Source organism: Pseudomonas sp. 18175 (genome assembly GCF_050432925.1).
Taxonomy (GTDB): Bacteria; Pseudomonadota; Gammaproteobacteria; order Pseudomonadales; family Pseudomonadaceae; genus Aquipseudomonas.
Genome location: NZ_JBKFTO010000004.1, coordinates 166,090 through 191,074, shown reverse-complemented (window position 1 = coordinate 191,074; position 24,985 = coordinate 166,090). Strand labels below are relative to the sequence as shown.

The window sequence follows — 24,985 nt, the reverse complement described above, 5'->3', positions numbered from 1 at the left end:
CGCTCTTAGCATGATCGACCCATGAAACGTATTCAGCTGAACCTCACCCGTACCACCACCACGACCGCTTACGGCGGGCTTTGCGGTGGCTGTGGGTGCTTGAGCTAGACACTTCACAGATTCAACCCAAGGCCCCGCCAGCAATGGACGGGGCCTTTTTATTGCGCCGTCCGCCCGGCAACTACAAGGAGTAACACCATGGCTGACGCCCTGCTGATCATCGATATGCAAACTGGCCTGTACGACGGCCCGGAAAAGCCCTACGAGCGCGAACGCTTGCTGGACAACATCAATCATCTGATTGAACGCGCCCGCAAGGCCAACACCCCGATCTTCGTCGCCCAGCACACTGGCCCGGCAGGCTCGCCCATTGCAGCGGGTAGCCCGCTGTGGCAGGTGTGGCAAGGGCTGGATGTGGACGCGTCCCGCGACCATCTATTCAACAAGACGCGCCCCAGCTGTTTCCTGGGCACCGACCTGGAGCAGCAACTGAACGCTGCTCAGGTCAAGGCGCTGGTGATCGTGGGCATGAAAACTCAGTTTTGCATCGACACCACTTGCCGCGTGGCGGTGGAGCTGGGCTTTTCAGTGGTGCTACCGGAAGACGGCCATAGTTGCATGGACACCCCGGCATTGAAGGCCGAGGCGATTATCGAGCATCACAATGCGACGCTGGCCGGGGCGTTTGCAAAACGCGTAAAAACGCACGAAGTCGAGTTTTAAGTCTGTAGATACTGTAGGAGCGAGCTTGCTCGCGAAGAACGCTCAGGCACTGCGGGTATCCAGGTTTCCCGCGTTATCGTTGACGTTTTTCGCGAGCAAGCTCGCTCCTACAGTAAACATTCCCACATACTGCCCCCTCCAACCCCTCAGGAAGAGCCTGCCGATGTCCACCACCGTTCTGGTCCTGGTTGAAACCATCAACGAATACCTGCAAATCATCGAGAGCAATGACTTCCACGTCATTCTGGCGCCCACGCCAACGGAACGTGCCCAAGCCATCAAGACCCATGGCGCGCAGATCAAGGCCGTGCTCACCCGTGGCCCGCTGGGTTTATATGCCGAGGAAATCGCCGCCCTGCCCTTGCTGGAGATCATCTGCGTGATCGGCGCCGGCTACGAGCATGTGGACCTGCAGGCCGCCAGCAACCGTGGGATCGTGGTCACCAACGGTGCCGGGGTCAACGCACCGTCGGTGGCGGATCACGCCATGGCGTTGCTGCTGTCACTGGTGCGCGGCATTCCCCAGACCGACGCCGCCGTGCGCCGCAGCGAGTGGCCAAAAGTCATGCGCCCTTCCCTGGGCGGCAAGCAATTGGGCATCCTCGGCCTTGGCGCCGTGGGCCTGGAGATCGCCAAGCGCGCCGCCCTGGGGTTCGGCATGGAGGTGAGCTATCACAACCGCCAGCCCCGCGATGATGTGGACTACACCTACTGCGCCACGGCCGTGGAGCTGGCCCGCACCTCGGACTTTCTGATCCTGGCCACACCCGGCGGCGCAAGCACCCGCCATCTGATCGACCGTCACGCGTTGGACGCCCTGGGCCCCAATGGCTTCCTGGTGAACATCGGTCGTGGCAGCGTGGTGGTTACCGACGACCTGGTGGCCGCCCTTGAGCAACGCCGTATCGGCGGCGCCGCGCTGGATGTGTTCGACGACGAGCCCAAAGTGCCCGACGCCCTCAAGCGCCTGAGCAATACCGTGTTCACCTCCCACGTCGCCGGCCTCTCGCCGGAAGCCGCCCACGACACCGTGCAACGCGTGGCCGACAACCTGCTGGAGTACTTCGCCGGCCGCCCAGTGCTCACCCCCGTCCCATTGCCCGCGCCCGTAAAGTGACCGATCAGGCACGCTGATCATCATCCAACACGCTAACCTATTAAGCCGCCCCGACCTTGTCGCTGGGCGGTGCTGCGCATTAGATTAGGAAATAGTCCAAGGCCTTTAGAATAAGCAGAAGGGATAAGCATGGCGCTGAACGACCAATCGACCCAGATTCGCCCAGGCGAAGAACTTGATGCCAGCCTGATCGATCCCTACCTCAAGGCCCATATCCCGGGCCTTAGCGGCACGCCCACCATTAGCCAGTTTCCCGGTGGCGCGTCCAACCTGACTTACCTGCTGGAATACCCCGGCCAGGAATTCGTGCTGCGCCGCCCGCCCTTTGGTCACAAGGCCAAGTCCGCCCACGACATGGGCCGCGAATACCGCATTCTCAACCAGCTCAAGGATGGCTTCCCGTATTGCCCCAAGGCTTACGTGCATTGCACCGACGAATCGGTGATCGGCGCCGAGTTCTATGTGATGGAGCGGGTCAACGGCATCATCCTGCGCTCCGATCTGCCGCCGGAGCTGGGCCTGGATGCAACTAAAACCCAAGCCCTGTGCAAAAGCTTTATCGACAAGTTCGTCGAACTGCACCAGGTGGACTACGCCGCGTGCGGCCTGGCCGACCTGGGCAAGCCCGAAGGCTACGTGGAGCGCCAGATCCGTGGCTGGAGCGACCGCTACGAAAAAGCCCTGACCCCCGACGCCCCGCGCTGGGAAGCCGTACGCGCCTGGCTCAATGACAAGATGCCGGCCGATCACCCCACCTCCAGCATCGTGCACAACGACTACCGCTTCGACAACGTGATCCTCGACCCCCACAACCCGATGCAGATCATCGGCGTGCTGGACTGGGAGCTGACCACCCTGGGTGACCCGCTGATGGACCTGGGCAACACCCTCGCCTACTGGATCGAAGCGGCCGACCCCGCGCCCGTGCAACTGATGCGCCGCCAGCCCAGCAACGCCCCCGGCATGCTCACCCGCCGTGAGTTCGTCGACTATTACGCCGAGCGCTCGGGCATCCAGATCGACAATTTCGACTTCTACTACACCTACGGCCTGTTCCGCCTGGCCGGTATCGTGCAGCAGATCTACTACCGTTTCTTCCACGGCCAGACCCAGGACAAACGCTTTGCGCAGTTCATCCATATGAACAAGCTGCTGGAGCAGATGAGCCTGAATGTCATCGGCAAATCCGCGCTCTGATCGCCCATAACAAGGAACTCCCATGTCCAAGACCCATCTGTTCGACCTCGATGGCAAGATCGCCTTCGTCTCCGGCGCCAGCCGTGGCATCGGTGAAGCCATCGCCAAACTGCTGGCCCAGCAAGGCGCCCACGTGATCGTTTCCAGCCGCAAGCTCGAAGGCTGCCAACACGTGGCCGACGCGATCATTGCCGAGGGCGGCAAGGCCACCGCTGTTGCCTGCCATATCGGTGAAATGGAGCAGATTACCCAGGTGTTCGCCGGTATCCGCGAGCAATTCGGTCGCCTGGATATCCTGGTCAATAACGCCGCGACCAACCCGCAGTTCTGCAACGTATTGGATACCGACCTGGGCGCGTTCCAAAAGACCGTAGACGTGAACATTCGCGGCTACTTCTTCATGTCGGTGGAAGCCGGCAAGCTGATGCGCGAGAACGGCGGCGGCAGCATCATCAACGTGGCGTCGATCAACGGTATTTCCCCCGGTGTGTTCCAGGGCATCTACTCGGTGACCAAAGCCGCCGTGATCAACATGACCAAGGTGTTCGCCAAGGAGTGCGCCGAGTTCGGCATCCGTTGCAACGCCCTGCTGCCGGGCCTGACCGACACCAAGTTCGCCTCGGCGCTGGTGAAGAACGACGCCATTCTGAAAATGGCCCTGGCGCAGATCCCCCTCAAGCGCGTGGCCGACCCGAGCGAGATGGCTGGCGCGGTGCTGTTCCTGGCCAGTGATGCGTCCAGCTACACCACGGGTGTGTCGTTGAATGTAGATGGGGGTTTCCTCTCCTGACCTGAAGCTGCCGCCCCTCATAAGGGGCGGCATGCCTTACAGGCGCACCGGCCTCATATCGATCAAAAACAACAACAGCCGTCCCTCTGGCGTGGTCGCGCCGATCACCTTGAACAGTCGATTATACCGCATGGCCTGTCGCACCAAACTACCCGCCTCGCTGCGCCCAGCTTCAGTGCCCAACGTATAGTTGATCCAACCATCTTCCATCTGGAAGTCCGGGTTCACCCGCGCCATGTTCACATTGGAAAAACGGCCGCCGCTGGATGTTGAGACGTGCTTGACCTCCAGCAGATACACCGCATTGGTCGGGCCCAGGAAGACCAGATCAAAACCGTTCTGGCCCTGGTTGTAGGTGCCTCCCGGGATGATCCGATAACCTTCACTGGCGAGGAAATCCCGATACATCTGCTCATTCTTTGCCCCTCGCGCCAAGTTGGCATTTCTGTCCAGCGCACGCCATTCATTGAGCAGCACATCCTGCTCAGGTGTCCGCAAACGTGCCGGATAATGAAGCTGATCATTGGCTACCACCGCGTTGATGTTGAACCCACCTTCCCGGGTGGAACTTACCAGCCCCATACCCTGTAACGCATCGAACCTAGGCAGCCCAACGGGCAGCGCCTGGGCGTTGGCCTCGGCGGCGACAGCGGCACGCAAGTCATCGTAGGGGTAGCCATGCTGCCAGATATGCGCGTCGATCAGCCGCCCCTGTTCAAGCGCCGGCGCCGATTTGATGGACGGGGTATTGAATGCAATGAGCTGGCGCGCGTACTGGCGCAGGTAGCAGTAGGTCTTTCGATTGCTTTGCGACATGACCCCAACGGCCATAGAGCCACCGTCTGGGGTATAGCCGTGCAGGCGCCGTGCATCACGAATGATGTCGGTGATAGCGTCCAGCCGCAGTTCCGGGACCCATGCGCCTGTTCGGCCACCGGTCTCGATAGGGATATCCGGCAATCCGGCACTCGTGTCAGCGCACACCGTTCGCATTCTCCTCACCGGATCGACACCAATTCGACACACCGAACCTTGAAGCAATAGGTAGGTCCCCAAGCTTTCGCCATGGATCTGGATCATTGCGTCTTCTTCTATTTTCCCGCAGATCTTCCGGCTGCCCTGCGCATCGATTTTCTCAACGACAGATTTAGGCAGCCCCGCCTGTTCAAAGCAGTAATCACCCGACGGGGTCGAAAAACAGCGCTTGCCAGCAATCGAGGGCGTTGTGTGCCCAGCAGGGCCGTGCACTTGGTAGTCCGCCAGGGCCCACCAGGGATCCAGGCGCCCGGTCACGCGTACGGACGGTAAAGGCACCGACGCGGTGCCGAGGGGCGCGCCGGGCGCCAATCGTGTCCAGGTCAAGGAACCCGGTACCGGGTGCAACACAGGGCCGCTGGCATGCAGTGCATGGGGCAGGCGCTGTCGGTAGGTGCCGCTGGCGGGATCTTGGTCCACAAGGATCGTCTCGTTGCTGTCCAGGTTCAGGTAAGTACGTTGATTGACCGTACGTACACCGGTTGTCGAAGGCTCGCCCAGCGCGGCACTCTGTGGAACCAGTACCGCAACCGGAGCCGTCGGGGCAAAGTCAGGCAGCTCAAGCAGGCTTGGCACCTGCGCCCGCACCAGCGTCTCGCTGCCTTGAAGCCTTGGTGTGGAAGGAATACCAACCGCTCGCGGATGCTGCACGGCAAAATCCCGGGTAGTTTCACCCGTAGGCGTACGCCGGGCCTGGGTGGATGTGTCGGCAGACGTTGATTTGGGTGGCTTGTTCATAGCGTGGCAGGCCTCATCACCAGTTGTGCATGGGTCAACACGCGCGCGGGGTCAGATTCCAGCCCCCAGCGATCGCCCAACACGTCGTAAAAAATCACCGATTGCTCGTCACCGGCCAACCCCAGGCCGATCACCCGCAGCGTGCGTATCATCAGCGAGAGGAACTGGCGCAAGCGTTGCAAATGCGCCCAAGCGGCGGCGACGGTGGTGCAAAAATGCAGGTTCAGTTGCGACGGATACACGCTCGCCAGATCCTGGCGCACCTCGTAGACATCCCCGTCGCTGGTATGGATGCTCACGTGTTCCAGAGGGACAGCCGGGTCGGTGCTGTCGGGCAGGTGCAGCGTCACGTCCCCCAAGGTCAACATTGCCCCCTGGAGGCCGATTCGCCCGTAGTCGAGGGGCTCGGTGCGCAACAACCAGGAAGAGGCGTCGGCTGCCTTGGACAAGGCACCAGGCGTCGACAGATAGAGGGTTGCCCCGGGGCTTGTGATGACTTCATACGTCGAGGAGCGCCCCAGCAACACGTAGTCCTGCCGGTGCGGTGGCGCAGGAATCACGACCTTTTGCGGCAGCGACTGCAAGTGCACGCCTTTACCAACACGTGGCCGCACGAACGGATACACCCCAGCCCGAAGTAACAATGCGACGCGTCCATCCAGCGTCTTCAAGCCGGGTTCGGCGCGGTCCTGCAGATAGTGTTGCGGCACCGGGTCAAGCCGATAAGACACGCCATCGCTCAGAATCAAGACAAACCGGCAATCGAGTTTCAAACGGTTGGCCATGATGCTGGAGGTGACATTGGTGCGCGTCCCGCCTCTATCACTGGCGTAGTCCCGCACGACCAGGCGGCTACCGTCGCAGAAGACCAGAGTCAGGGCTACCTGCCCATACGTCAGCTGATCGAAATGCCCGAGCCGTCGGCAAGTCACGTGATAACGCGCCTGCACATGGACCAACTCCGAGGCGTCATAGTCCAGGTACAAGGTGCACGCCGTGACGTCCCCCTTGAGCGGTACCCGCACGGTTTTCTCTGCCGGCCCGCGCGTGATGAAGCAGCGACTGGCCAGGCCCGAAGGCACCACAAACTCACCCTCGCCCAACAAGTGTCGCAACTCGGGGCTGTCACGCGGGCCGTGCAAGGCAACCGTTACCGTACCGGCATCCTCTTCAGTCAACTCAGCCGCCAGCACCGGCACCAAGGTGTAGCCGTCTGCCGTGATGAAACGCAGGCGGTTGTTTCTCAACACCCGCTTGCCCGACTCACGTGCGTACACGCCTTCGATCTTGATTTCACGCTCAGCCAACTCACCGTCCTCACCCCGTCGCGACAGGATGATCAGCGCGCAATCGCGAATAAACCACGCGGCAATGGCGGCCGCCTCCCAACGCATCTCGACCAGGCTGTCTTGGTGCCAATCCTGCTCATGCAAGGTGACCGTGCCGCGATTGCTGGCAATCACATAGCGGTCCTTGCCCGAGCCGCCATCCACCCAGGCGTAAGTACCCTGCACCAACAGCGTATCGTCGCCGGGGCCGCCCTCGATCCGGTCGTTTTCGCCCTGGGCGATCAGGATATTGGCAGCGGACGTCCCCTTGACCTGGCTGGCCACGCCTGCCGGTGTCGAGACGTTTTCGATGGACTCCAGAACCATCACCTGCCCGGCATCAGCCAATCGCGTCACGCTGCCTTTTTCCAGGTCGATCCCATAGCCCTGGGTGTCTTCCGGATACTGGCTGGTATTGAGCAGGTGCAGCGTATTGTTGCCCTCACCGCCGCGCAGCGTATTGGCCGGCATTGCACTCGCCTTGTTGCCAAAGGTGCCCGCTGGAATATCAAACAAGAACTGGTCGTCGCGGCTGCCGCCGGTCAATTGCTTATGCCCATCGCCGTACGCAAAGAAATTCGGCAGGTTGCCCACGCCCTTTACATCGTCGTTTCCGCCCCCTAGCCGCCAGAGAACGCCCGCATCCGCAGACGCCTGGCCCTTCACTACACCGGGTAACTCATCAACGGTCAGCGAAGACGCATCGATAGCGTCGTCCGCATCACTGACCCGCGGCTGCGTGGTATCAACATAGGGCAACTCCCCCAGCGCCTCGTGCCATTGGTGCTTCCAACCCAGAACAGGGATCAAGCGAACCACATAGGCGCCATTGACCACCGCCTGCACCGTGCCCTTGAGCGCCCCCGTAAGCCAGGCCTCGGCTTGGGACGTCAGTTGCATGGCATACGTCTTGTCCATCTTGGATACGACGTAGCGGTCGTGCACGTCCTTATCCAGCGTCTTGCCGAGAAACGTGAACCACCCCGCCCGCAGCCGCTCATGCGTACTCAGTTCGATATAGTCATCGATCTCGTCCACCTGGCGCGCCGCGCCATAAATCTGCGCCCCCACAATCAGCACCACCGCGGCACCGATACCCAGGGGCCCGGTATAGCTGAACCCCGCCAGGGCGGCGATGCCCAGCACCACGCCCAAGGTGGCGCTGGCGATGCTGAAACCGGCGCTGACGTAATGGTCCATGGCTTCTTTGCCGCTGGTTTTTATCGCTTGCTTGAGAGAAGTAACAGCACTGGCGATGTCGAACGGCAACGTCAGGGCCAGGGCGAACAATCCTGCGCCTCGACGCAACAATTGGCCCGCCGAACTGACGGTAAAGCCTCTGAACAGGCGGGCACCGTTACCCAACATCCGCGTGCCCAGTGATTCCAGCGCAACTTCCAGTGCGCCAGCGGTCAGTTCCGCGAGCAATTCGGAACCGGTAGTCAGCACCTGCTCGATATCACCCTGCTGGATCGCCTCGACCAACGCATTGATCGCGCTGTAGTACCCATAGAGTTGCAGCCCATACGCCACGGTCGACAAGCCCCGACTTTTCGCGAGGTCCGCCCAGGGTGGCGCGCCCTCAAGGCGCGCCGCCTGGGTTAGGTTGATGCGTTGGACCGCGTTAAGCAGGCTGTCGAGTTTTCGCCAGGAGCCTTTGAGCGCCTCATTCGGGATCGACTGCATCAGGGGCGGCGCTTGCAGCGAACGCAAGCTGGCAAATTCGAACAGCAGGTTGGAGCTGCTGTCGCTGAGCGTTAAGTGAAGGCCGAGAAATTGCTTGAGCCTGGGTTCGGGGAAGCGGATCGAATCGATCAGTGTCTGATCGGCTTCGCGCCCTTTGAGGTGATCGGGATTGACGGGTATGCCCTGCACATGTGCGCCCATCTCGGCCAACGTGGTGCGATTGATCCTTAGCTCACCTACCACCAACGGGCCCAGGCGGGCATCCAGGCTGGCGTGTGTCTGTGTTGTGGTCATGCGTGCGGTTCCCTGTGCCATGCCATTGAAGGGCGCAGGGTGGCTGGAAATAAAACGCATGCAGCGGTAGATAAGCCTATTGCGCTGCCAAGTCGATTTTCAAGCGAACGCCTGAACGCGTAACCTTGGGACAGACCCAGCCCCGGAAAACCCATGGAACTGCACATCGTCATCACCGGCCGCAAGGACCTGGCCGCCCAGCTTTACCAGCAATTGCGCGACGCTATCGCCTCGGGGCGCCTCGCCGCCGGCGCCCAACTGCCGCCCAGCCGCCTGCTCGCCGAGCAATTGGGCGTATCGCGCAAAACGGTATCCGACACCTACGCCACGCTTACCTACGAAGGCTTGCTGGTGGGCAAGACCGGCAGTGGCACCTTTGTGAACGCCTGGGCGCCCCAGCCCGGCCGCGTGCAAACCGCCACCGACCTGGCCTGCGCTGCCAACCTCGCAAAGTGGGCGTCGCTGCCCTCACCCATGCGCCACCCCACCCGCGACAGCACCTTGCGCTATGAATTTATCGGCGGCGCGACGTCGCGCAATCAATTCCCCCAGGATGAATGGCGACGCTGCACCCAGGACGCCTTACGGCGCATCGCCCAGCACAGCGGTTTTTACAGCCAGCCCGAAGGCTTGCCGGAACTGCGCAGTGCCATCGCCGGGCATATCGCGTTTTCTCGCGGGGTGAAATGCCGTGACAGCGACATCGTGGTCACCAACGGCGCGCAACAAGCCCTGGACCTGATCGCACGCGTGGTACTGGAGCCGGGCACCATCGTGGCCATGGAAGACCCCGGCTACAGCCCGGCGCGCCAGTTGTTCGTGGCGATGGGCGCCAGCGTCGCCAGTGTGCCGGTGGATGAGCAGGGCATTGAGGTCGACAAAATCCCGGATGGCACGCGCCTGATCTACGTCACACCGTCCCACCAGTTCCCCCTCGGCATGCCCATGAGCCTGGCGCGCCGTGAAGCCCTGCTGGCCCGCGCATTCGAGCTGGGCGCGATCATCATCGAGGACGACTACGACAGCGAATTCCGCTATTCAGGGCGCCCTACCGACTCCCTGCAAAGCATGGACACGCGTGGTGTGGTCACCTACGTGGGCACCTTCTCCAAAACCCTGTTGCCCGAACTGCGCCTGGGCTATGCGGTATTGCCGCCAGCCATTCATGGCGCGGTACTCAAGGCCAAACAACTCACCGACCAACACAGCTCCACCCTGGCGCAATGGGCGCTGGCCAAGTTCATCAGCGAAGGTTACCTGCTCAAGCACATCCGCCGCTGCCACACGGTGTACGCCGGACGGCGCGAGCGCATCTTGCAGCGGTTGGCCGGCGACTTGTCGCCGTGGTTCGAAACCATCCCTACGGTGGCGGGATTTCACATGGCCGCACTGTGCAAAGTGCCGGTCGATGTCCCACTGCTGATCGCCCAGGCACGCGAGGTGGAGGTGGGGTTGTATCCGCTGGAGGTGTTCTTCCATGACGTGCCGGTGCGTTCGGGCCTGATCCTTGGTTTTGGCGCTATCGAGTCCCTGGACATCGACCCGGCGCTGGACAAGGTGCGCGACATTCTCCAGCAAATTGGCTAGGGCATTTTCCGCCGGATTGGACATTGGTCACCTGCGCCCACGGGCGTAGGGTGACCAGGTCTCGAACCACTCGGAAACCTCACCATGAAAACCCTGCTCGCTGCCGCCATGATGCTCGCCTCCCTCAGTGCCTTCGCCCATGAACCGGTGTACAACCAGGAATCGATCAAGGTGCTGCAGGAACACGCACTGACCAATGTGCCTGGCAAGAAAACCATCATGCTGACCGTGGACTACGCGCCGGGGCAAGCCACTGTGCCCCATAGCCATACTGGGACCGCAGTAGCGTACGTACTCGAAGGCGCCATCACTTCGCGGGTCAATGATGAGAAGGCGGTCACCTACAAGGTCGGCGAGTCGTTTTATGAGCCGGCCGGTTCCCGGCACTTTGAATCGAGCAATGCCAGCCAGACCAAGCCGGCCAAACTGCTGGTGGTGATGGTGCTGGATGATAAGGCCGAGGTGCTGACGCCCCTGCCCCAATAACCCGCCACACCACAAAACCCATGTGGGAGCGGGCTTGCTCGCGAAAGCGGTGTGTCCGTATCAGATGTACTGACTGATGTACCGCATTCGCGAGCAAGCCCGCTCCCACACTTTGATCTGTGTTTAAACCGAGGTTCAGGGGCGTTTGAACTGGCGCCGTAGAGCCTCAATCTGCGGGCGGCACACACAGCCCTCCAGATGATCATTGACCATCCCCATCGCCTGCATCAGCGCATACATCGTGGTCGGCCCCACGTAGGTCCAGCCACGTTTCTTCAGGGCTTTGGATAACCGTACCGAGGCTGGCGAGGTTGGATTACCGTTCCAGAAAGCCATATCCACCACGTCGGGGCGCTCGTCCTCGGCGGGCTCAAATCCCCACAACCAACGCGCCAACGAGCCGGTCTCGTCCACCAACTCACACGCACGGCGCGCATTGTTGATCGCCGATACGATCTTCGCCCGGTTACGCACAATGCCCGCGTCCTGCATCAACCGCTCGATATCCGCCTCGCCATACTGCGCCACCCGGCGAAAATCAAAGCCCTCGAACGCCACCCGGAACTGCTCGCGCTTGCGCAGGATGGTGATCCACGCCATGCCCGCCTGGAAACCTTCCAGGCAAATCTTCTCGTACAGCGCACTATCATCCGCCACCGGCACGCCCCATTCATGGTCGTGGTAGCGCGGGTATTCCGGCGCGGCCGTGCGCCAGGTGCAGTGCGTGAGGCCTGTTGCATCGGTGGTCAGCCCTGGTTTGTCCATCCATCACCTCATATGCCGAGCGGCGGATGATAAGCGAAAAAAATTTCAACCTGCCAACCGCTCAAGCCTCGCCCTCACCGACCAACTGGTCAGACCGGGACCGGTCAACCCTTGAATATTTACTTGTGATTTCAAAAAAACCCGGCGTAGACTGGCCCAGCACTGGACTTACCGGTATGACCACAACAATTAAGCCCTGGAACCACCAGGGCACCGAATAGAGATCCCTCCCATGCTCAGATGGTGCTCGCGTTCGATTTTCCTGCAAGTCGTGATTGGCCTGATGCTAGGCGTAATCTGCGGCCTGGCCCTTCCCGAATTCTCCACACAACTCAAACCCCTGGGTGACGGCTTTATCAAGCTGATCAAGATGCTGATCGGCCTGATCGTGTTCTGCGTGGTGGTCAGCGGCATTTCCGGCGCGGGCGACCTGAAAAAGGTCGGACGCATCGGCCTCAAGTCGGTGATCTACTTTGAGATCCTCACCACCGTCGCCCTGGTGATTGGGCTGGTGATGGCGTTCAGTACCGGCATCGGCACCGGCGCCAATATCCATCTGGAACAACTGTCGTCTGCCGGCCTGAATGAATTGGCCGACAAGGGCCAGCACATCCGTGGCACCAGCCAGTTCCTGATGGACCTGATCCCCAACTCGGTGATCGGCGCCTTTGCCGACAACAACGTGCTGCAAGTGCTGCTGTTCTCGGTGCTGTTTGGCAGCGCGCTGAACCTGGTGGGCGAAGCCGCTTCCGGCATCTCGCGGCTGATCAACGAACTGAGCCATGTGATCTTCCGCATCATGGGCATGATCGTGCGCCTGGCGCCCATCGGTGTGTTTGGTGCGATTGCCTTCACCACCAGCACCTACGGCCTGGACTCGCTGCAACACCTGGGCAGCCTGGTGGGGTTGTTCTACCTGACCTGCTTTGCCTTCGTCGGGCTGATTCTGGGCCTGGTGATGCGCCTGTCGGGCCTGCGCATGTTGCCGTTGCTCAAGTACCTGCGCGAAGAACTGCTGATCGTGATGGGCACCGCTTCGTCCGACGCCGTGCTGCCACAGATCATGCGCAAGCTGGAACACCTGGGCATCGGCAGCTCCACCGTGGGCCTGGTGATTCCAACCGGGTACTCGTTCAACCTCGACGGTTTCTCCATCTACCTGACCCTGGCCATCGTGTTTATCGCCAACGCCACCGGCACACCGCTGTCGATGACCGACCTGCTGACCATCTTGCTGGTCTCGCTGATCACCTCCAAGGGTGCCCACGGCATACCGGGTTCGGCCCTGGTGATTCTGGCGGCCACACTTACCGCGATCCCGGCGATTCCGGTAGTTGGTTTGGTGCTGGTGCTGGCGGTGGATTGGTTCATGGGCATTGGCCGTGCGTTGACCAACCTGATCGGCAACTGCGTAGCCACCGTGGCGATTGCCCGCTGGGAAAAAGACATCGACATCCAGCGCGCTAATAAGGTGCTCGACGGCCAGCAAGGCTATGCATTCCAGGCCAAGAAAGCGGTGTTGCCGGCGCATCAGGAGTTCTAACAGATTTCACGAGCGACGCAGGTCCAAATGTGGGAGCGGGCTTGTTGTGGCGAGCAAGCTTGCTTGCGCTGGGGTGCGAAGCGCCCCCAAAAAGCCGGCTCCAGCTGCGCTGTCGAACGGGAGCAAGCCCCCTCGCCACAACAAGCCCGCTCCCACACTTTGGCCATCGCCAATTTCACTATTGTGTTTGTAACTTAAAGGAGGCGTAGACGTGATCAGCACCTCAACCGTCGTCAATTCAGTGGTAGAAAAACTGCGCGCCGCCCTCAAGCGCGGCCAGTGGCGCCAGGGCGAAATGCTTCCTGGCCAACGCGAACTGGCCGAACAAATGGGCATCAGCCGCCCAAGCCTGCGTGAAGCGGTGATCGTGCTGGAAACCCTGGGCCTGGTGCGTTCCATGCCCGGCAAAGGCGTGGTCGTGCTGGAAACCAGCGTCAGCGAGCCGCAATCGGCCGACGCCGTGGCTGACGCCAGCCTGGAAGATATCCTGCAACTGCGCTACACCCTCGAACCCTTTATCGTCGGCCTGGTGGCGCAGTCCATCAGCAGCAAGGAAGTCGGCCAACTGCGCCTGACCCTGATGGACATGCGCGAAGCCCTCGACGCCGAAGACGCCGAGGCGGGCATGAATGCCTATATCGACTTCCACGAAGAACTGTTCGCGCTGACCTCCAACCCGATCTTCCAGAACGTGGTGCAACAAACCAGCAATGCCCTCAAGCAAAGCGCCCAAGTGTTACGCAACTCGCCGGAACACCTGGCCGAGCGCCTGCGGGAAAACGAGGCGGTGGTGCGCGCCATTCGCAACAAAAACAGCGCCCTGGCCAGTGCCGAAATGCGTCGGCACATCCTCCAGGAAGGCCTGCGCATGGGCATTCGCTTGAACATCCCGGACGACCATCTGGGCAGCTGACTTATTGGAGACTGGCCATGACTGCTTACGCGTTGCAACGCGACCCTATCTTCCCTGCCCTGCGCTTGATTGCCGGCAAAAAGCCCTCGGTGGATGACATCTACCCGCGCCTGTTTGACGCCATCCTCGAACAACGTATCGCCCCGGCCAGCCGTTTTACCGAAGAGAGCCTGGGTGAAACCTTTGGTGTCAGCCGCAGCGTGATCCGTCGGGTGCTGGCCAAACTGTCCCATCAGCAAGTGGTAATCCTGCGCCCCAACCAGCGTGCCCAAGTGGCCGCGCCGGACGCCCAACAAACCCGGCAGATCCTCGAAGCCCGGCGCCTTACGGAAATCACCGTGGTGCAACTGGCCTGCGTACACGCCACACCGACCCAAGTGCGCCAACTGCGCGAGCTGATCGCCCGCGAGCGCGAGTGCATCGAGCGTGACCAGCGTGGGCCGGCGATTCGTTTGTCGGGTGAATTTCACCTGCAACTGGCAGCCATGGCACGCAATGCCCCATTGGCGCAATTCCTGAACAGCCTGGTGCCGCTGACCTCACTGATCATTGCCCAATTTGAGACCAAAGCCTGCACCTACTGCGCGTGGCAAGAGCACGAGGCGATTGTCGATGCGGTGGAACAACGGGACGCCAACGCCGCCGTTGGCCTGATGACACAGCACCTGGATCATCTGGAATCGAAGTTGCTGAAACGCAACTGACGGCGGTCGCTGGTTGTCACCTGCGAGGGAATAATTGATAATCGCTCTCATTCCCGCACAGATTGTTACAAAATGCCGCCAGCCACCGCCCTTGATCGCCCCGAAGCCACTCCCCTGCGCGAACAGATTCTGAGGCAGTTGTTTGGCGATCATCACGGCTGGCTGCTCGACCGTCTGCGCGCCCGCCTGGGTTGCCGCCACGATGCGGCCGACATGGCCGCCGAAACCTTTGTGCAGGTCGTCGCACTGCCGGCGCCGCAGACGATCCGCGAACCCCGGGCCCTGCTCACCACCATCGCCAAGCGCCTGATCTACGACACCTGGCGCCGCCGCGACCTGGAGCGCGCCTACCTGCAAGTGCTGGCCGCCCAGCCCGAAGCCGTCGAGCCCTCCCCCGAAGAACGTGCACTGGCAATGGAAAGCCTGATGGCCGTGGACGCCCTGCTCGATGGCCTGTCGCCGCGTGCGCGCACGGCGTTTTTGTGCAGCCAGTTGGACGGCATGAAGTACGCCGACATTGCGGCGATGCTCGGCGTGTCGACCATCCGCGTGCGCCAATACGTGGCCAAGGGCTTGCGCCTGTGCTGCCGTGAGTTGCTTGAGCCATGAGTTCACGTGCCGCGATCGAACAAGCTATCGAGTGGAGCGCTTGCCTGCGGGATGAGTCGTTGCTGCCCAGCGAACGCCATGCGTTCGAGCGTTGGCTCGACGCCGACCCACTGAATGCCCAGGCCTGGAATGCCGTGCAAGGCCAAGTGCAACGCGTATTGATGCCAGCGGGTGAAACCCATGCACGACGCGTGCTGCAAGCCCCGCGCCCGAGCCGTCGCCATCTGCTGCGTGGCGCCTTGGCCATTGCCGGGATGGGCGTCGTCACTCAGGTGTTGCGCCAGCCGGGCATGCCATTGGCCGAGTTGAGCGCCGACCTGCGCACCGGCACCGGGGAGCGCCTGAACACCCAATTGGCCGATGGCAGCCGCGTGGTACTGGATGCCCAAAGCGCCGTGGATATCGAAATGGGCACGGATGTGCGCCGACTGTCACTGCGCACCGGCAAGATCATCCTCGACGTCAGCGACGACCCACGCCCCTTCAATATCCTCACCACTTTTGGCAACGTGCAGGCCAATGGCACGCGATTGATGGTGGCCGCCCATGAACACTTCACCCATGTCTGGGCCTTGGGTCCAGGCGTGCGCATCACCACCCGCCGCCATGCGCAGTTGGAACTGCAAGCCGACCAAGGCGCGCGCTTCAACGACCGCATCGAGCGCCTGGCCGCCAACCGCAGCGGCGAAAGCACCTGGCAGGACGGCTGGCTCAACGTGCAGGACTGGTCCCTGGGCGACGTGATTGCCGCCCTGCAACCCTATCGCCGTGGTGTGCTGCGCGTCAGCCCGAATGCCGCACGGCTAAGGGTGTCTGGCGTGTTCTCCCTCGACCACAGCGACCGTGCCCTGGCGGCGCTGGCGCAAACCATGCCGCTGCGCATCCAGCGCTACAGCGATTGGTGGGTCAGCGTCGACCTCGCCTGAAGTATTTTTACCCAGGCCTATATCGCTTTTCCGATCTCGTTGGACATACCCCATGAACCGCCCACGAATGCGGACCGCCAATGGAGCCCTCGTTATGTCCCGCAGCACCCGTACCCTGCTTCCGCTCGCCCTGTTGATGGCGCCAATGGCCTTTGCCGCCAACTTCGACTTGCCGCCCGCCAGTCTGGCCACCACCTTAGGCCGCATCGCCCAGCAAAGCGCCCGTGAAATCGTGTATGAGCCCAGCCTCGTCTCGGGCCTGCAAGCACCCGCCGTGCGCGGAGACATGAGCACCGAGCAGGCACTGAGCCAGGCGCTGTCAGGTTCGGGCCTGGGCCTGGACACCACCGAGGGCGGCGTTTTAACCCTCAAGCCACTGCCCTCCGGCACCGTCAACCTGGACGAAACCAGCATCAATGCGCGTGCCGCAGATAACGAAGAAATCGGCGACACCAGCTACGTGGTCAAACGCAGCCGTGGCGGGACCAAGACCGACACGCCGTTGGTGGAAGTCCCACAATCGATCTCGGTGGTTTCGCGCAAGCAGATGGATGACCAGGCGGTGCAGGATGTCAGCCAGGCGGTGCGCTATACGCCGGGCATCTACGGCGAATACACCGGCAGCAACAACAGCCGCGAACAGTTCCGCGTACGCGGTTTTTCACCCTATGTGTTCCAGGACGGCCTGATGTTGCCGTATGGCGAAAGCGGCCAGGGCAGCATGTCCGAGCCCTATGGCTTGCAAAGCGTCGAAGTGCTGCGCGGCCCCAGCTCAATGCTCTATGGCCAGAGCCGCCCGGGTGGCCTGATCAACCTCACCAGTAAAATGCCCAGCACCACACCGATTCACCAGATCCAGGTGCAAGGCGGTAGCCACGACCTCAAACAGTTCGGCTTCGACTTTGGCGGCCCCCTGGATGACCAAGGCGAGTGGAGCTATCGCCTGACCGGCCTGGTCAAAGACAGCGGCACCCAGGTCGATCACGTCGACAACAACCGCAACTTCATCGCCCCGGCCCTGACCTGGCGCCCCAACGATGACACCTCGCTCACCCTGCTCGCCCAATACCAGCGCGACTGGGGCGGCACCACCGAACAGTACTACCCGCAAAAGGGCTCGCAGCAAGGTTCGCCCTGGGGTCATATCGGCAGCGATACCTTGCTGGGCGATCCGAACTACGACCAACTGCGCCGCGAAAGCTACCAGCTCGGCTACCTGTTCGAGCATCACCTGAACGACACCTGGACCCTGCGCCAGAACCTGCGCTGGAGCAAAGTGAATATCCAGAACCGCTCGGCCTTCAACAACGGCTACGCCAGCGCCACCAGCCCCACGCTGCTGCGCCTGGCGTCAGACATCAAGCGCAATATCCAGATCTTCAACGTCGACAACCAGGCCCAGGCCCACTTCAATACCGGCGCGCTGGAGCACACCTTGCTGATGGGCGTGGACTTTCGCCGCAACGCCCTGGACAACGATGTGGTCAACGGCACCTTCACTTCCATCGACCCCTACAACCCCACCTACAACGGCAGCGTGAGCAACCAGTACGTTGGCCGCGACATGTACCAGACCCAGAAACAGACCGGCGTGTACCTGCAAGACCAGATCAAGCTCGACCGTTGGATCCTGACCTTGGGCGGGCGCTACGACTGGGCCAAAGCCACCAGCGACTTTCGCCCCGACCGCGCCACGCCGCGTGACCGCGTGATCAAGCAGAACGACGAAAAAGGCACCTGGCGGGCGGGCCTCGGCTACCTGTTCGACAACGGCGTCATGCCCTACGTCAGCTACTCGCAATCCTTCGACCCGACGCTCAACACCAGCGTCAGCTCGACCACGCCGATCTTCAAACCCACCGAAGGCGAGCAATACGAAGCCGGCGTGAAATACCAACCGCCCGGCCAGGACAGCTTTATCACCGCCTCGGTCTACACCCTGACCCAGAAAAACCTCACCACCGTCGACCCCGTAGACATCCGCAACACCGTGCAAATCGGCGAAGCGCGCAGCCGTGGGTTTGAGCTGGAAGGCAAGGCGGTGCTGAGCCATAACCTGTCGTTGATCGCCTCGTACACCTACACCGACAGTGAGATCACCAAGAGCGGCTATGTGACCTCGGCCTACACCGACAAGGGCTACGAATTGCCGTTCACCCCACGTCACCAAGCCTCGGCGTGGCTAGATTACACCCTCGATGACGGCCCGCTCGCAGGCCTGGGTTTGGGTGCCGGCGCACGTTACACCGGCGTGTTGTGGGGCAGCTCGGCAGTCTCGACCACCGCTGCACGTAATCGCATCGAGAGCGGCAATGTGACGGTGTTTGATGCGGCGGTGCACTACGACTTGGGCAAACTCTCCAGCGAGTTGCAGGGCACGCGGGTGGCGGTGAATGCCAGCAACCTGTTTGACAAGGATTATGTGACCGCGTGTACCAATGTCACCGCGTGCTACTACGGGCCGCGCCGTAATGTGACAGCCACCCTGACCTACGACTGGTAAAACACCGGTTTCAAGGCAATCGAGATTTAATGTGGGAGGGGGCTTGCCCCAATGCCAGTCAGTTAAGGGTTAGAAAGAGTAAAAGCTAACCTGTGGCGAGGGAGCTTGCTCCCGCTGGACTGCGCAGCAGTCCCATCTTTGGGGCCGCTACGCGGCCCAGCGGGAGCAAGCTCCCTCGCCACACTGACGGTGTTTGCCCTTAACTGACTGGCATTAGGGCTTGCCCCCTCCCACATTTAAACCCCGTCGCTTCGAGAGGTAATAAAAAGCCCCGTATCTCGCGATACGGGGCTTGTTGTTTTAACGCTGAACAGCTGCCGTTACAGCACCGACTGACCGCTCAACGCCAGGTCCAGCAACTCACGGTTGGCCACCGCATACATGGCGTAGTCCGTACCCACAGCAGCACGGATTTCCACCATCATCGACACCCAACGATCCGCCATGTCCTTGTGCTGCTCAAGCCAAAGGGCCACGCGGGCTTCCATGTCTTGTGGCGCATCGGCCATTTGCAGGACCGAAATGGTGATCGCACGTTGCTGCCAGTCCACATCGTCGCGGAACGCTTCGCGGGCCTGGGCCTGCCAGTTGTTGGCCACCGGCAGATCGCTGATCTGCTGCAGGTACCACGGCAAGTCCAGGGCGCTGCCCACGGCGAAATAGGCCTTGGCCACTTCGGCGGCGTCGTGCCCGGTGACGTCGGCGGCTTCGATGATCGGCAGCAAGGTGTACAGGTGCGTGGTGCCTGCAACCATGCGCGCCAACAACTCCGGCACACCGGCTTCGGTGTATTTGCCGTAGCGGTTCTGCCAGCCTTCGCGGGTCGGGCCTTCCAGCAGTTCGTCGAGTTTGAGACCCAACGCTGCCAGGTGCGGACCGAAGTGCGCGGTGTCACGACCAGCGTCCTGCTCGTTGCGACGGCTGCGCAGGAACCAGCGCGTAGCACGACGGCCCAGGCGCATCAGCTCGTCCATCAGCTCCAGTTGCACGTCAGCGGAAACCTGGTGGTCCAGGGCTTCGATCTGGCGGAACCAGTGCGGGAGATGGAAGATGTCGCGCACGATCACATAAGCGCCCGCCACGTTCGCCGGGCTCATGCCCGTTGACTCTTTGAGTCGTTGAACGAAGGTGATACCCATGTGGTTGACCAGGTCGTTGGCGATCTGGGTGCTGACGATTTCGCGCTTCAGGCGGTGACGACGCATGGCCTCGCCGAACTTGGCCACCAGGCTCGGTGGGAACGCGGTCTCCATGTCACGGGTCAGGTAGTCGTCATCCGGCACCTGAGACTTGAGCAAGGCTTCCTTGAGGTCGATCTTGCTGTAGGAAATCAGCACCGACAGCTCCGGACGGGTCAAGCCCTTGCCGTTCGCGGCGCGCTCGACGAGCTGCTCCTCGGTCGGCAGGTACTCGATGGCGCGGTCCAGCTTGCCACGGCCTTCCAGGTCGCTCATCAGGCGCTTGTACTCGGCAGCACGCTCGTAGGCACGGCGCGCCGCCAGGGACAGGGCCTGGGTTTGCTTGTAGTTGTTGCCCAACACCAGGTTGCCGACTTCGTCGGTCATGCTCGCCAGCAACTGGTTGCGCTGCTTGTCGGTCATGTCACCGGCCTGCACCACTTCGTTGAGCAGGATCTTGATGTTCACTTCGTGGTCGGAGCAATCCACGCCACCGGCGTTGTCGATGAAGTCGGTGTTGGAGCCGCCGCCATTGAGGCCGAATTCCACACGACCCAACTGGGTCATGCCGAGGTTACCGCCCTCGCCCACCACCTTGCAGCGCAGCTCATTGCCGTTGACGCGCAGTGCGTCGTTGGCCTTGTCGCCCACGTCGGCATGGCTTTCGGTGCTGGCTTTGACGTAAGTACCGATACCGCCGTTCCACAACAGGTCCACCGGCGCCTTGAGCAAGGCGTTCAGCAGTTCGGTCGGGGTCAGCTTGTCGGCCGAGATGTCGAAGCGTTCTTTCATCTGTGGCGAGATGGCGATGCTTTTCGCGCTGCGCGAGAAGATACCGCCGCCTTCGGACATGATGCTGGTGTCGTAGTCGGTCCAGGCCGAACGCGGCAGCTCGAACATGCGCTGACGCTCGACGAAGCTGGTGGCCGGGTTCGGGTTCGGGTCGATGAAGATGTGCAGGTGGTTGAAGGCCGCAACCAGTTGCAGCTTGTCGGACATCAACAGGCCGTTACCAAACACGTCACCGGCCATATCGCCGACGCCAACCACGGTGATGCTGTCTTCCTGCACATTGATGCCGCGCTCACGGAAGTGACGCTGCACGCCGACCCACGCGCCCTTGGCGGTGATGCCCATTTTCTTGTGGTCGTAACCGGCCGAACCACCGGACGCAAACGCATCCCCCAGCCAGAACCCGTAGTCGATGGCGATGCCGTTGGCGATGTCGGAGAAGGTCGCAGTGCCCTTGTCCGCCGCTACTACCAGGTACGGGTCATCGTCGTCATGACGCACGACGTTGGCCGGCGGCACCAGGGCGCCGTCCTTGAGGTTGTCGGTGATGTCCAACAGACCGGAAATGAAGATGCGGTAGCAAGCGATGCCCTCGGCCGCGATCTCGTCGCGGGTGCCGCCCAGTGGCAGGCGACGCGGCAGGAAGCCACCCTTCGCACCCACCGGCACGATCACCGAGTTCTTAACCTGCTGGGCTTTTACCAGGCCCAACACTTCGGTACGGAAGTCTTCTTCGCGGTCGGACCAGCGCAGGCCGCCGCGAGCGACGTTGCCGAAGCGCAGGTGCACACCCTCAACCCGTGGCGAGTACACGAAGATCTCAAACTTCGGCACCGGCTTAGGCAGCTCAGGGATCGCACGCGGGTCGAACTTGAAGCTGAAGTACGACTTGTTCTGGCCGTTGGCGTCGGTCTGGTAGAAGTTGGTACGCAGGGTGGCCTTGATCAGGTCCAGGTAGCGACGCAGGATGCGGTCTTCGTTGAGCACCTGAACGTCGTCCAGGGCGCTGAGGATCGCTTGTTCCAGGCGCTGCTGCTTGTCTTCCAAGTCATCGCTGGTGAGCTTGCGCGCCAGGTAGAAGCGGGTCTTGAACAACCGGGTCAACTCGCGGGCGATGTCGGTGTGGTTGTTCAGGGTGCTGGCGATGTAACCCAGGTCGAAGCCCAGGCGGATCTGCTTGAGGTAACGGGCGTAGGCACGCAGCAGCGCCACGTCACGCCATGGCAGGCCGGCAGTGAGTACCAGGCGGTTGAACGCATCGTTCTCGGCATCGCCGTGCACGATGTGTACGAACGCGTCTTGCAGGGTGTCGTTGAGCTGCTGGATATCCAGGTTCACGCCTTCGGCGGCGATGAACGCAAAGTCATGGATCCAGAACTCGCGGCCATTGGCATGGCGCAGGCGATACGGGAATTCACCCAGCACGCGCAGGCCAAGGTTTTCCAGGATCGGCAGCACGTCGGACAGTGCCAGCGGGGTATCGGCATGGTAGAGCTTGCAATGCAACTCACGCTGGCCGGAAACCTGGCCCAGCGGCTGGTAGAAACTCATCACCAGCGGGTTGGCTTCGGTCAGGCTGTTGAGGTGCTGCATGTCGACCACGGCCGAATGCGCCGCGAAACGCTCGCGGTAGCCGGCCGGGAAGCCTTTCGGGAAGTCTGCCAGCACGTTGGTGCCCTGGGCTTCGCCGAAGCTTTCAATCACCAGGCTCGAGTAGTCGTCCTGCCAACTGCGGCAGGCCTGCACCACTTCTTTTTCCAGTTGCAGCGGGTCGATGTCGAGGCGGTTCTTCGGGTCAACCCGCAGAATCAGCTGTACACGGGCCAGCACGGACTCGGAGAAGAACGTCCAAAACTCGCAATCCGAGGCTTTCAGGCGATCCATCAGCACTTGCTGGATTTTCTGGCGCACTTCGGTGGAATAGATGTCACGCGGCACGTAGGCCAGGCAGTAGCAGAAACGACCGTAAGGGTCTTTGCGCAGGAACACGCGGATCTTGTTGCGCTCCTGGATCTGCACGATGGACATCACAGTGCTGAACAGCTCGTCCACCGGGGTCTGGAACAGGTCATCGCGAGGCAGCACCTCAACGACTTGTGCCAGCTCCTTGCCCAAGTGGGCCTTGGCCTGGAAGCCCGAGCGGCGCTCGATTTCCGCGACCTTGCGACGGATATAAGGGATCACCCGCACGCTTTCGCCGTACACCGACGAGGTGTACAGGCCCATGAAGCGGTGTTCCTTGATGACCTTGCCGTCGGCGCTGATCTCGCGGATCGACACATAGTCCGGGTAGGCCGGGCGGTGTACACGGCTTGGGTGCGCGGCCTTGGCGAACGACAACACGGTCGGTTCGCGCAGGTAAGCCACGGCGTAGTCTTCGATGCGCAGGTCATCGGCGGTGAGGCCGGCACGTAGCAGCTTGGTCAGACCGAGGAAGGAATTGGCGTCATATTCGATATGACCACCGTCCGCCTCGTCACGTACCACGAATTCTTCGTAGCCGAGGAAGGTGAAGTGGTTGCCCACCAGCCATTCCAGGAAATTCTTGATCTCGGCTTTTTCTTCACCGTCGATGGCGAACTGGCTGGCATCGATACCGGCCAGCAGGTCCTGGACCTTGGCTTTCATCGGCTCAAAGTCAGCCACCGCCACGCGCACTTCGCCCAATACCTGCTCAAGCTCTTTGCTCAGCACGTTCAATTCGGCGGCGTTGGCGCAACGGTCGATTTCCAGGTACATCAGCGATTCTTGCTGGATGCCTTCGCCCTGGGTGCCTTTTGGCAGGATTTCCAGCAACTCGCCCTTGGCCCCACGACGCACGCTGAGCACGGTGGTTTGCAGGGTGTGGATGCTGTAGCCGCGACGGTTCAGCTCGGTACGCACCGAGTCCACCAGGAACGGCAGGTCATGGTGCAGCACTTCGACCGCGGTGTGGGTCGATTGCCAGCCGTGACGTTCGTAATCGGGGTTGTACACCCGCACTTGCGGTTGGGTGTGGTCAAAGCGCTCAAGCAGGCGCCACGCAGAGAGGGTGCAACCGGCCAGGTCGGAAAGGCGACGCTGGGTCAGTTCGTCCAGGGAAATGATGCCGAAAAATTGTTCAGCGAACAGCGCCACTTGTGGCAGTGCCTGTTCACTGATGTGCTGCGCCAGTGCCGCTTGCAGTTGATGCTGGAAGTCGGCCTTGCTGGCTGCGGTGAAGAACGCCATCTGTGGTACTCCGCTTGGGCTTGTTATTGATGAAAGCGTCGCGTGTTATCCCCTTGCGGGGAGACCGTCTGCTCTGTTCGCACGTTAACCATAGCGAATCAAAGCGACAGGAGGGTGAAGCTGCACAAGACAACGGGGTCACATACAACTTCCACAAGATGTACACCTGGCCAGATGACGGTACGACGGGCAGGTCAGGCGCCTGGCCCATGCACATCCGTTGCGCAGCTTAACGAGTGTGGGAACGCCGCTGCTTGCGGTGCTGCGACATATTCGGACATCGGTACGCAGGGGCGGGGTTGCGACGGGTGCAACCCGGCAGTTATGCAACAGGTCTGACACAGGATGCAGCACAAAATACGCCGCAATGGCACAATCCCCGCATTACGCCCTACCCCAGACAGGATTGCCCCATGCTGCAACTGAAAACCGACGCCCTGATGGCAACCCCGTGCGACGACGAAGAAGACAACATGGCGATGCTCTGCTGCCACGGCAAGAACGGCGAAATGTTCATGCTCACCCGTTACCCGGATGAAGATGAGGTCGAGCTGACCTGGGATTATGAGCCGTCGACGCTGGATGGGCTCAAAGTCACCTTGAGCGCAACTACCTTGCTGGTGGAGCTGGCGGCTGGCGATGCGGACGCGCTCGGCGGCAAGGATCAGTTGGAAATCAGCCACACCACTGCTGCATCCGACTTGGTCGAAGTGGAAGAAACCTTGCAAAACATCCTCAAGGGAACGGGCACTTTCACCCGCACCTAAAGGCACCGCCGATCTAATGTGGGAGGGGGCTTGCCCCCGATGGCAGTGTGTCAGTTGATACATCGATGACTGACAGTCCGCCATCGGGGGCAAG

At 61.4% G+C, this 24,985-nt stretch carries 17 protein-coding genes; 13 read left to right on the top strand and 4 right to left on the bottom strand.

Features of this window, described 5'->3' with window-relative positions:
* Positions 1 to 198: 198 nt before the first annotated feature.
* The 4 genes from ACLD1Y_RS07505 (at position 199) to ACLD1Y_RS07490 (ending at position 3,827) form a co-directional block, all read left to right on the top strand.
* Positions 199 to 723 carry a cysteine hydrolase family protein gene (locus tag ACLD1Y_RS07505; RefSeq protein WP_429476843.1) on the top strand — a complete coding sequence of 175 codons (525 nt, stop codon included), beginning with the start codon at positions 199 to 201 and terminating at the stop codon, positions 721 to 723.
* 163 nt (positions 724 to 886) lie between these two features.
* A complete protein-coding gene (locus ACLD1Y_RS07500; protein ID WP_429476841.1) occupies positions 887 to 1,840 on the top strand; it encodes a 2-hydroxyacid dehydrogenase in 954 nt (317 codons plus the stop codon).
* Between the two features lie 129 nt (positions 1,841 to 1,969).
* Positions 1,970 to 3,037 (top strand): phosphotransferase family protein, encoded by a 1,068-nt coding sequence (locus ACLD1Y_RS07495; protein WP_429476839.1) that lies wholly within the window; start codon positions 1,970 to 1,972, stop codon positions 3,035 to 3,037.
* A gap of 22 nt (positions 3,038 to 3,059) precedes the next feature.
* On the top strand, positions 3,060 to 3,827 hold the full coding sequence (locus ACLD1Y_RS07490) for an SDR family oxidoreductase (RefSeq protein ID WP_429476837.1): 768 nt from the start codon (positions 3,060 to 3,062) through the stop codon (positions 3,825 to 3,827).
* 36 nt (positions 3,828 to 3,863) lie between these two features.
* On the opposite strand, the gene ACLD1Y_RS07485 is transcribed toward ACLD1Y_RS07490, so the two are convergent.
* Positions 3,864 to 5,600, bottom strand: coding sequence for a hypothetical protein (locus tag ACLD1Y_RS07485; RefSeq protein ID WP_429476835.1), 1,737 nt, complete (start codon positions 5,598 to 5,600; stop codon positions 3,864 to 3,866).
* The gene (locus tag ACLD1Y_RS07480) at positions 5,597 to 8,908 is read right to left on the bottom strand and encodes a calcium-binding protein (protein WP_429476833.1); all 3,312 of its coding nucleotides are present in this window, start codon (positions 8,906 to 8,908) and stop codon (positions 5,597 to 5,599) included. The genes ACLD1Y_RS07485 and ACLD1Y_RS07480 overlap by 4 nt, the downstream gene beginning before the upstream one ends.
* Before the next feature lie 153 nt (positions 8,909 to 9,061).
* On the opposite strand from ACLD1Y_RS07480, the gene ACLD1Y_RS07475 reads away from it, so the two are divergent.
* Positions 9,062 to 10,495 (top strand): PLP-dependent aminotransferase family protein, encoded by a 1,434-nt coding sequence (locus ACLD1Y_RS07475; RefSeq protein ID WP_429476831.1) that lies wholly within the window; start codon positions 9,062 to 9,064, stop codon positions 10,493 to 10,495.
* 84 nt (positions 10,496 to 10,579) lie between these two features.
* Positions 10,580 to 10,981 (top strand): cupin domain-containing protein, encoded by a 402-nt coding sequence (locus ACLD1Y_RS07470; protein ID WP_429476829.1) that lies wholly within the window; start codon positions 10,580 to 10,582, stop codon positions 10,979 to 10,981.
* A gap of 135 nt (positions 10,982 to 11,116) precedes the next feature.
* Here ACLD1Y_RS07470 and ACLD1Y_RS07465 read toward each other — a convergent pair whose 3' ends face one another.
* On the bottom strand, positions 11,117 to 11,746 hold the full coding sequence (locus ACLD1Y_RS07465) for a DNA-3-methyladenine glycosylase I (protein ID WP_429476827.1): 630 nt from the start codon (positions 11,744 to 11,746) through the stop codon (positions 11,117 to 11,119).
* Between the two features lie 217 nt (positions 11,747 to 11,963).
* On the opposite strand from ACLD1Y_RS07465, the gene ACLD1Y_RS07460 reads away from it, so the two are divergent.
* From ACLD1Y_RS07460 to ACLD1Y_RS07435, 6 genes are all read left to right on the top strand, one after another.
* Positions 11,964 to 13,289, top strand: a complete 1,326-nt coding sequence (locus ACLD1Y_RS07460; RefSeq protein WP_429477075.1) for a C4-dicarboxylate transporter DctA — start codon at positions 11,964 to 11,966, stop codon at positions 13,287 to 13,289.
* Between the two features lie 211 nt (positions 13,290 to 13,500).
* Positions 13,501 to 14,202 carry a FadR/GntR family transcriptional regulator gene (locus ACLD1Y_RS07455; RefSeq protein WP_429476825.1) on the top strand — a complete coding sequence of 234 codons (702 nt, stop codon included), beginning with the start codon at positions 13,501 to 13,503 and terminating at the stop codon, positions 14,200 to 14,202.
* 17 nt (positions 14,203 to 14,219) lie between these two features.
* Positions 14,220 to 14,906 (top strand): GntR family transcriptional regulator, encoded by a 687-nt coding sequence (locus tag ACLD1Y_RS07450; RefSeq protein WP_429476823.1) that lies wholly within the window; start codon positions 14,220 to 14,222, stop codon positions 14,904 to 14,906.
* Between the two features lie 72 nt (positions 14,907 to 14,978).
* On the top strand, positions 14,979 to 15,515 hold the full coding sequence (locus ACLD1Y_RS07445; protein ID WP_429476821.1) for a sigma-70 family RNA polymerase sigma factor: 537 nt from the start codon (positions 14,979 to 14,981) through the stop codon (positions 15,513 to 15,515).
* Positions 15,512 to 16,441 (top strand): FecR domain-containing protein, encoded by a 930-nt coding sequence (locus ACLD1Y_RS07440; protein WP_429476819.1) that lies wholly within the window; start codon positions 15,512 to 15,514, stop codon positions 16,439 to 16,441. Before ACLD1Y_RS07445 ends, ACLD1Y_RS07440 begins: the two co-directional genes overlap by 4 nt.
* A gap of 94 nt (positions 16,442 to 16,535) precedes the next feature.
* Positions 16,536 to 18,944 (top strand): TonB-dependent siderophore receptor, encoded by a 2,409-nt coding sequence (locus tag ACLD1Y_RS07435; protein WP_429476817.1) that lies wholly within the window; start codon positions 16,536 to 16,538, stop codon positions 18,942 to 18,944.
* A gap of 320 nt (positions 18,945 to 19,264) precedes the next feature.
* Here ACLD1Y_RS07435 and ACLD1Y_RS07430 read toward each other — a convergent pair whose 3' ends face one another.
* On the bottom strand, positions 19,265 to 24,124 hold the full coding sequence (locus ACLD1Y_RS07430; RefSeq protein ID WP_429476816.1) for an NAD-glutamate dehydrogenase: 4,860 nt from the start codon (positions 24,122 to 24,124) through the stop codon (positions 19,265 to 19,267).
* A gap of 413 nt (positions 24,125 to 24,537) precedes the next feature.
* Between ACLD1Y_RS07430 and ACLD1Y_RS07425 the strand changes: the two genes are divergently transcribed.
* On the top strand, positions 24,538 to 24,891 hold the full coding sequence (locus ACLD1Y_RS07425) for a hypothetical protein (protein ID WP_429476814.1): 354 nt from the start codon (positions 24,538 to 24,540) through the stop codon (positions 24,889 to 24,891).
* Positions 24,892 to 24,985: the final 94 nt, after the last annotated feature.

Excerpts from the sequence above, each read along its gene's own strand:
- ACLD1Y_RS07505 (WP_429476843.1), top strand. The coding sequence starts at position 199 with ATGGCTGACGCCCTGCTGATCATCGATATGCAAACTGGCCTGTACGAC.
- ACLD1Y_RS07500 (WP_429476841.1), top strand. The coding sequence starts at position 887 with ATGTCCACCACCGTTCTGGTCCTGGTTGAAACCATCAACGAATACCTG.
- ACLD1Y_RS07495 (WP_429476839.1), top strand. The coding sequence starts at position 1,970 with ATGGCGCTGAACGACCAATCGACCCAGATTCGCCCAGGCGAAGAACTT.
- ACLD1Y_RS07490 (WP_429476837.1), top strand. The coding sequence starts at position 3,060 with ATGTCCAAGACCCATCTGTTCGACCTCGATGGCAAGATCGCCTTCGTC.
- ACLD1Y_RS07485 (WP_429476835.1), bottom strand. The coding sequence starts at position 5,600 with ATGAACAAGCCACCCAAATCAACGTCTGCCGACACATCCACCCAGGCC.
- ACLD1Y_RS07480 (WP_429476833.1), bottom strand. The coding sequence starts at position 8,908 with ATGACCACAACACAGACACACGCCAGCCTGGATGCCCGCCTGGGCCCG.
- ACLD1Y_RS07475 (WP_429476831.1), top strand. The coding sequence starts at position 9,062 with ATGGAACTGCACATCGTCATCACCGGCCGCAAGGACCTGGCCGCCCAG.
- ACLD1Y_RS07470 (WP_429476829.1), top strand. The coding sequence starts at position 10,580 with ATGAAAACCCTGCTCGCTGCCGCCATGATGCTCGCCTCCCTCAGTGCC.
- ACLD1Y_RS07465 (WP_429476827.1), bottom strand. The coding sequence starts at position 11,746 with ATGGACAAACCAGGGCTGACCACCGATGCAACAGGCCTCACGCACTGC.
- ACLD1Y_RS07450 (WP_429476823.1), top strand. The coding sequence starts at position 14,220 with ATGACTGCTTACGCGTTGCAACGCGACCCTATCTTCCCTGCCCTGCGC.
- ACLD1Y_RS07445 (WP_429476821.1), top strand. The coding sequence starts at position 14,979 with ATGCCGCCAGCCACCGCCCTTGATCGCCCCGAAGCCACTCCCCTGCGC.
- ACLD1Y_RS07440 (WP_429476819.1), top strand. The coding sequence starts at position 15,512 with ATGAGTTCACGTGCCGCGATCGAACAAGCTATCGAGTGGAGCGCTTGC.
- ACLD1Y_RS07435 (WP_429476817.1), top strand. The coding sequence starts at position 16,536 with ATGTCCCGCAGCACCCGTACCCTGCTTCCGCTCGCCCTGTTGATGGCG.
- ACLD1Y_RS07430 (WP_429476816.1), bottom strand. The coding sequence starts at position 24,124 with ATGGCGTTCTTCACCGCAGCCAGCAAGGCCGACTTCCAGCATCAACTG.
- ACLD1Y_RS07425 (WP_429476814.1), top strand. The coding sequence starts at position 24,538 with ATGCTGCAACTGAAAACCGACGCCCTGATGGCAACCCCGTGCGACGAC.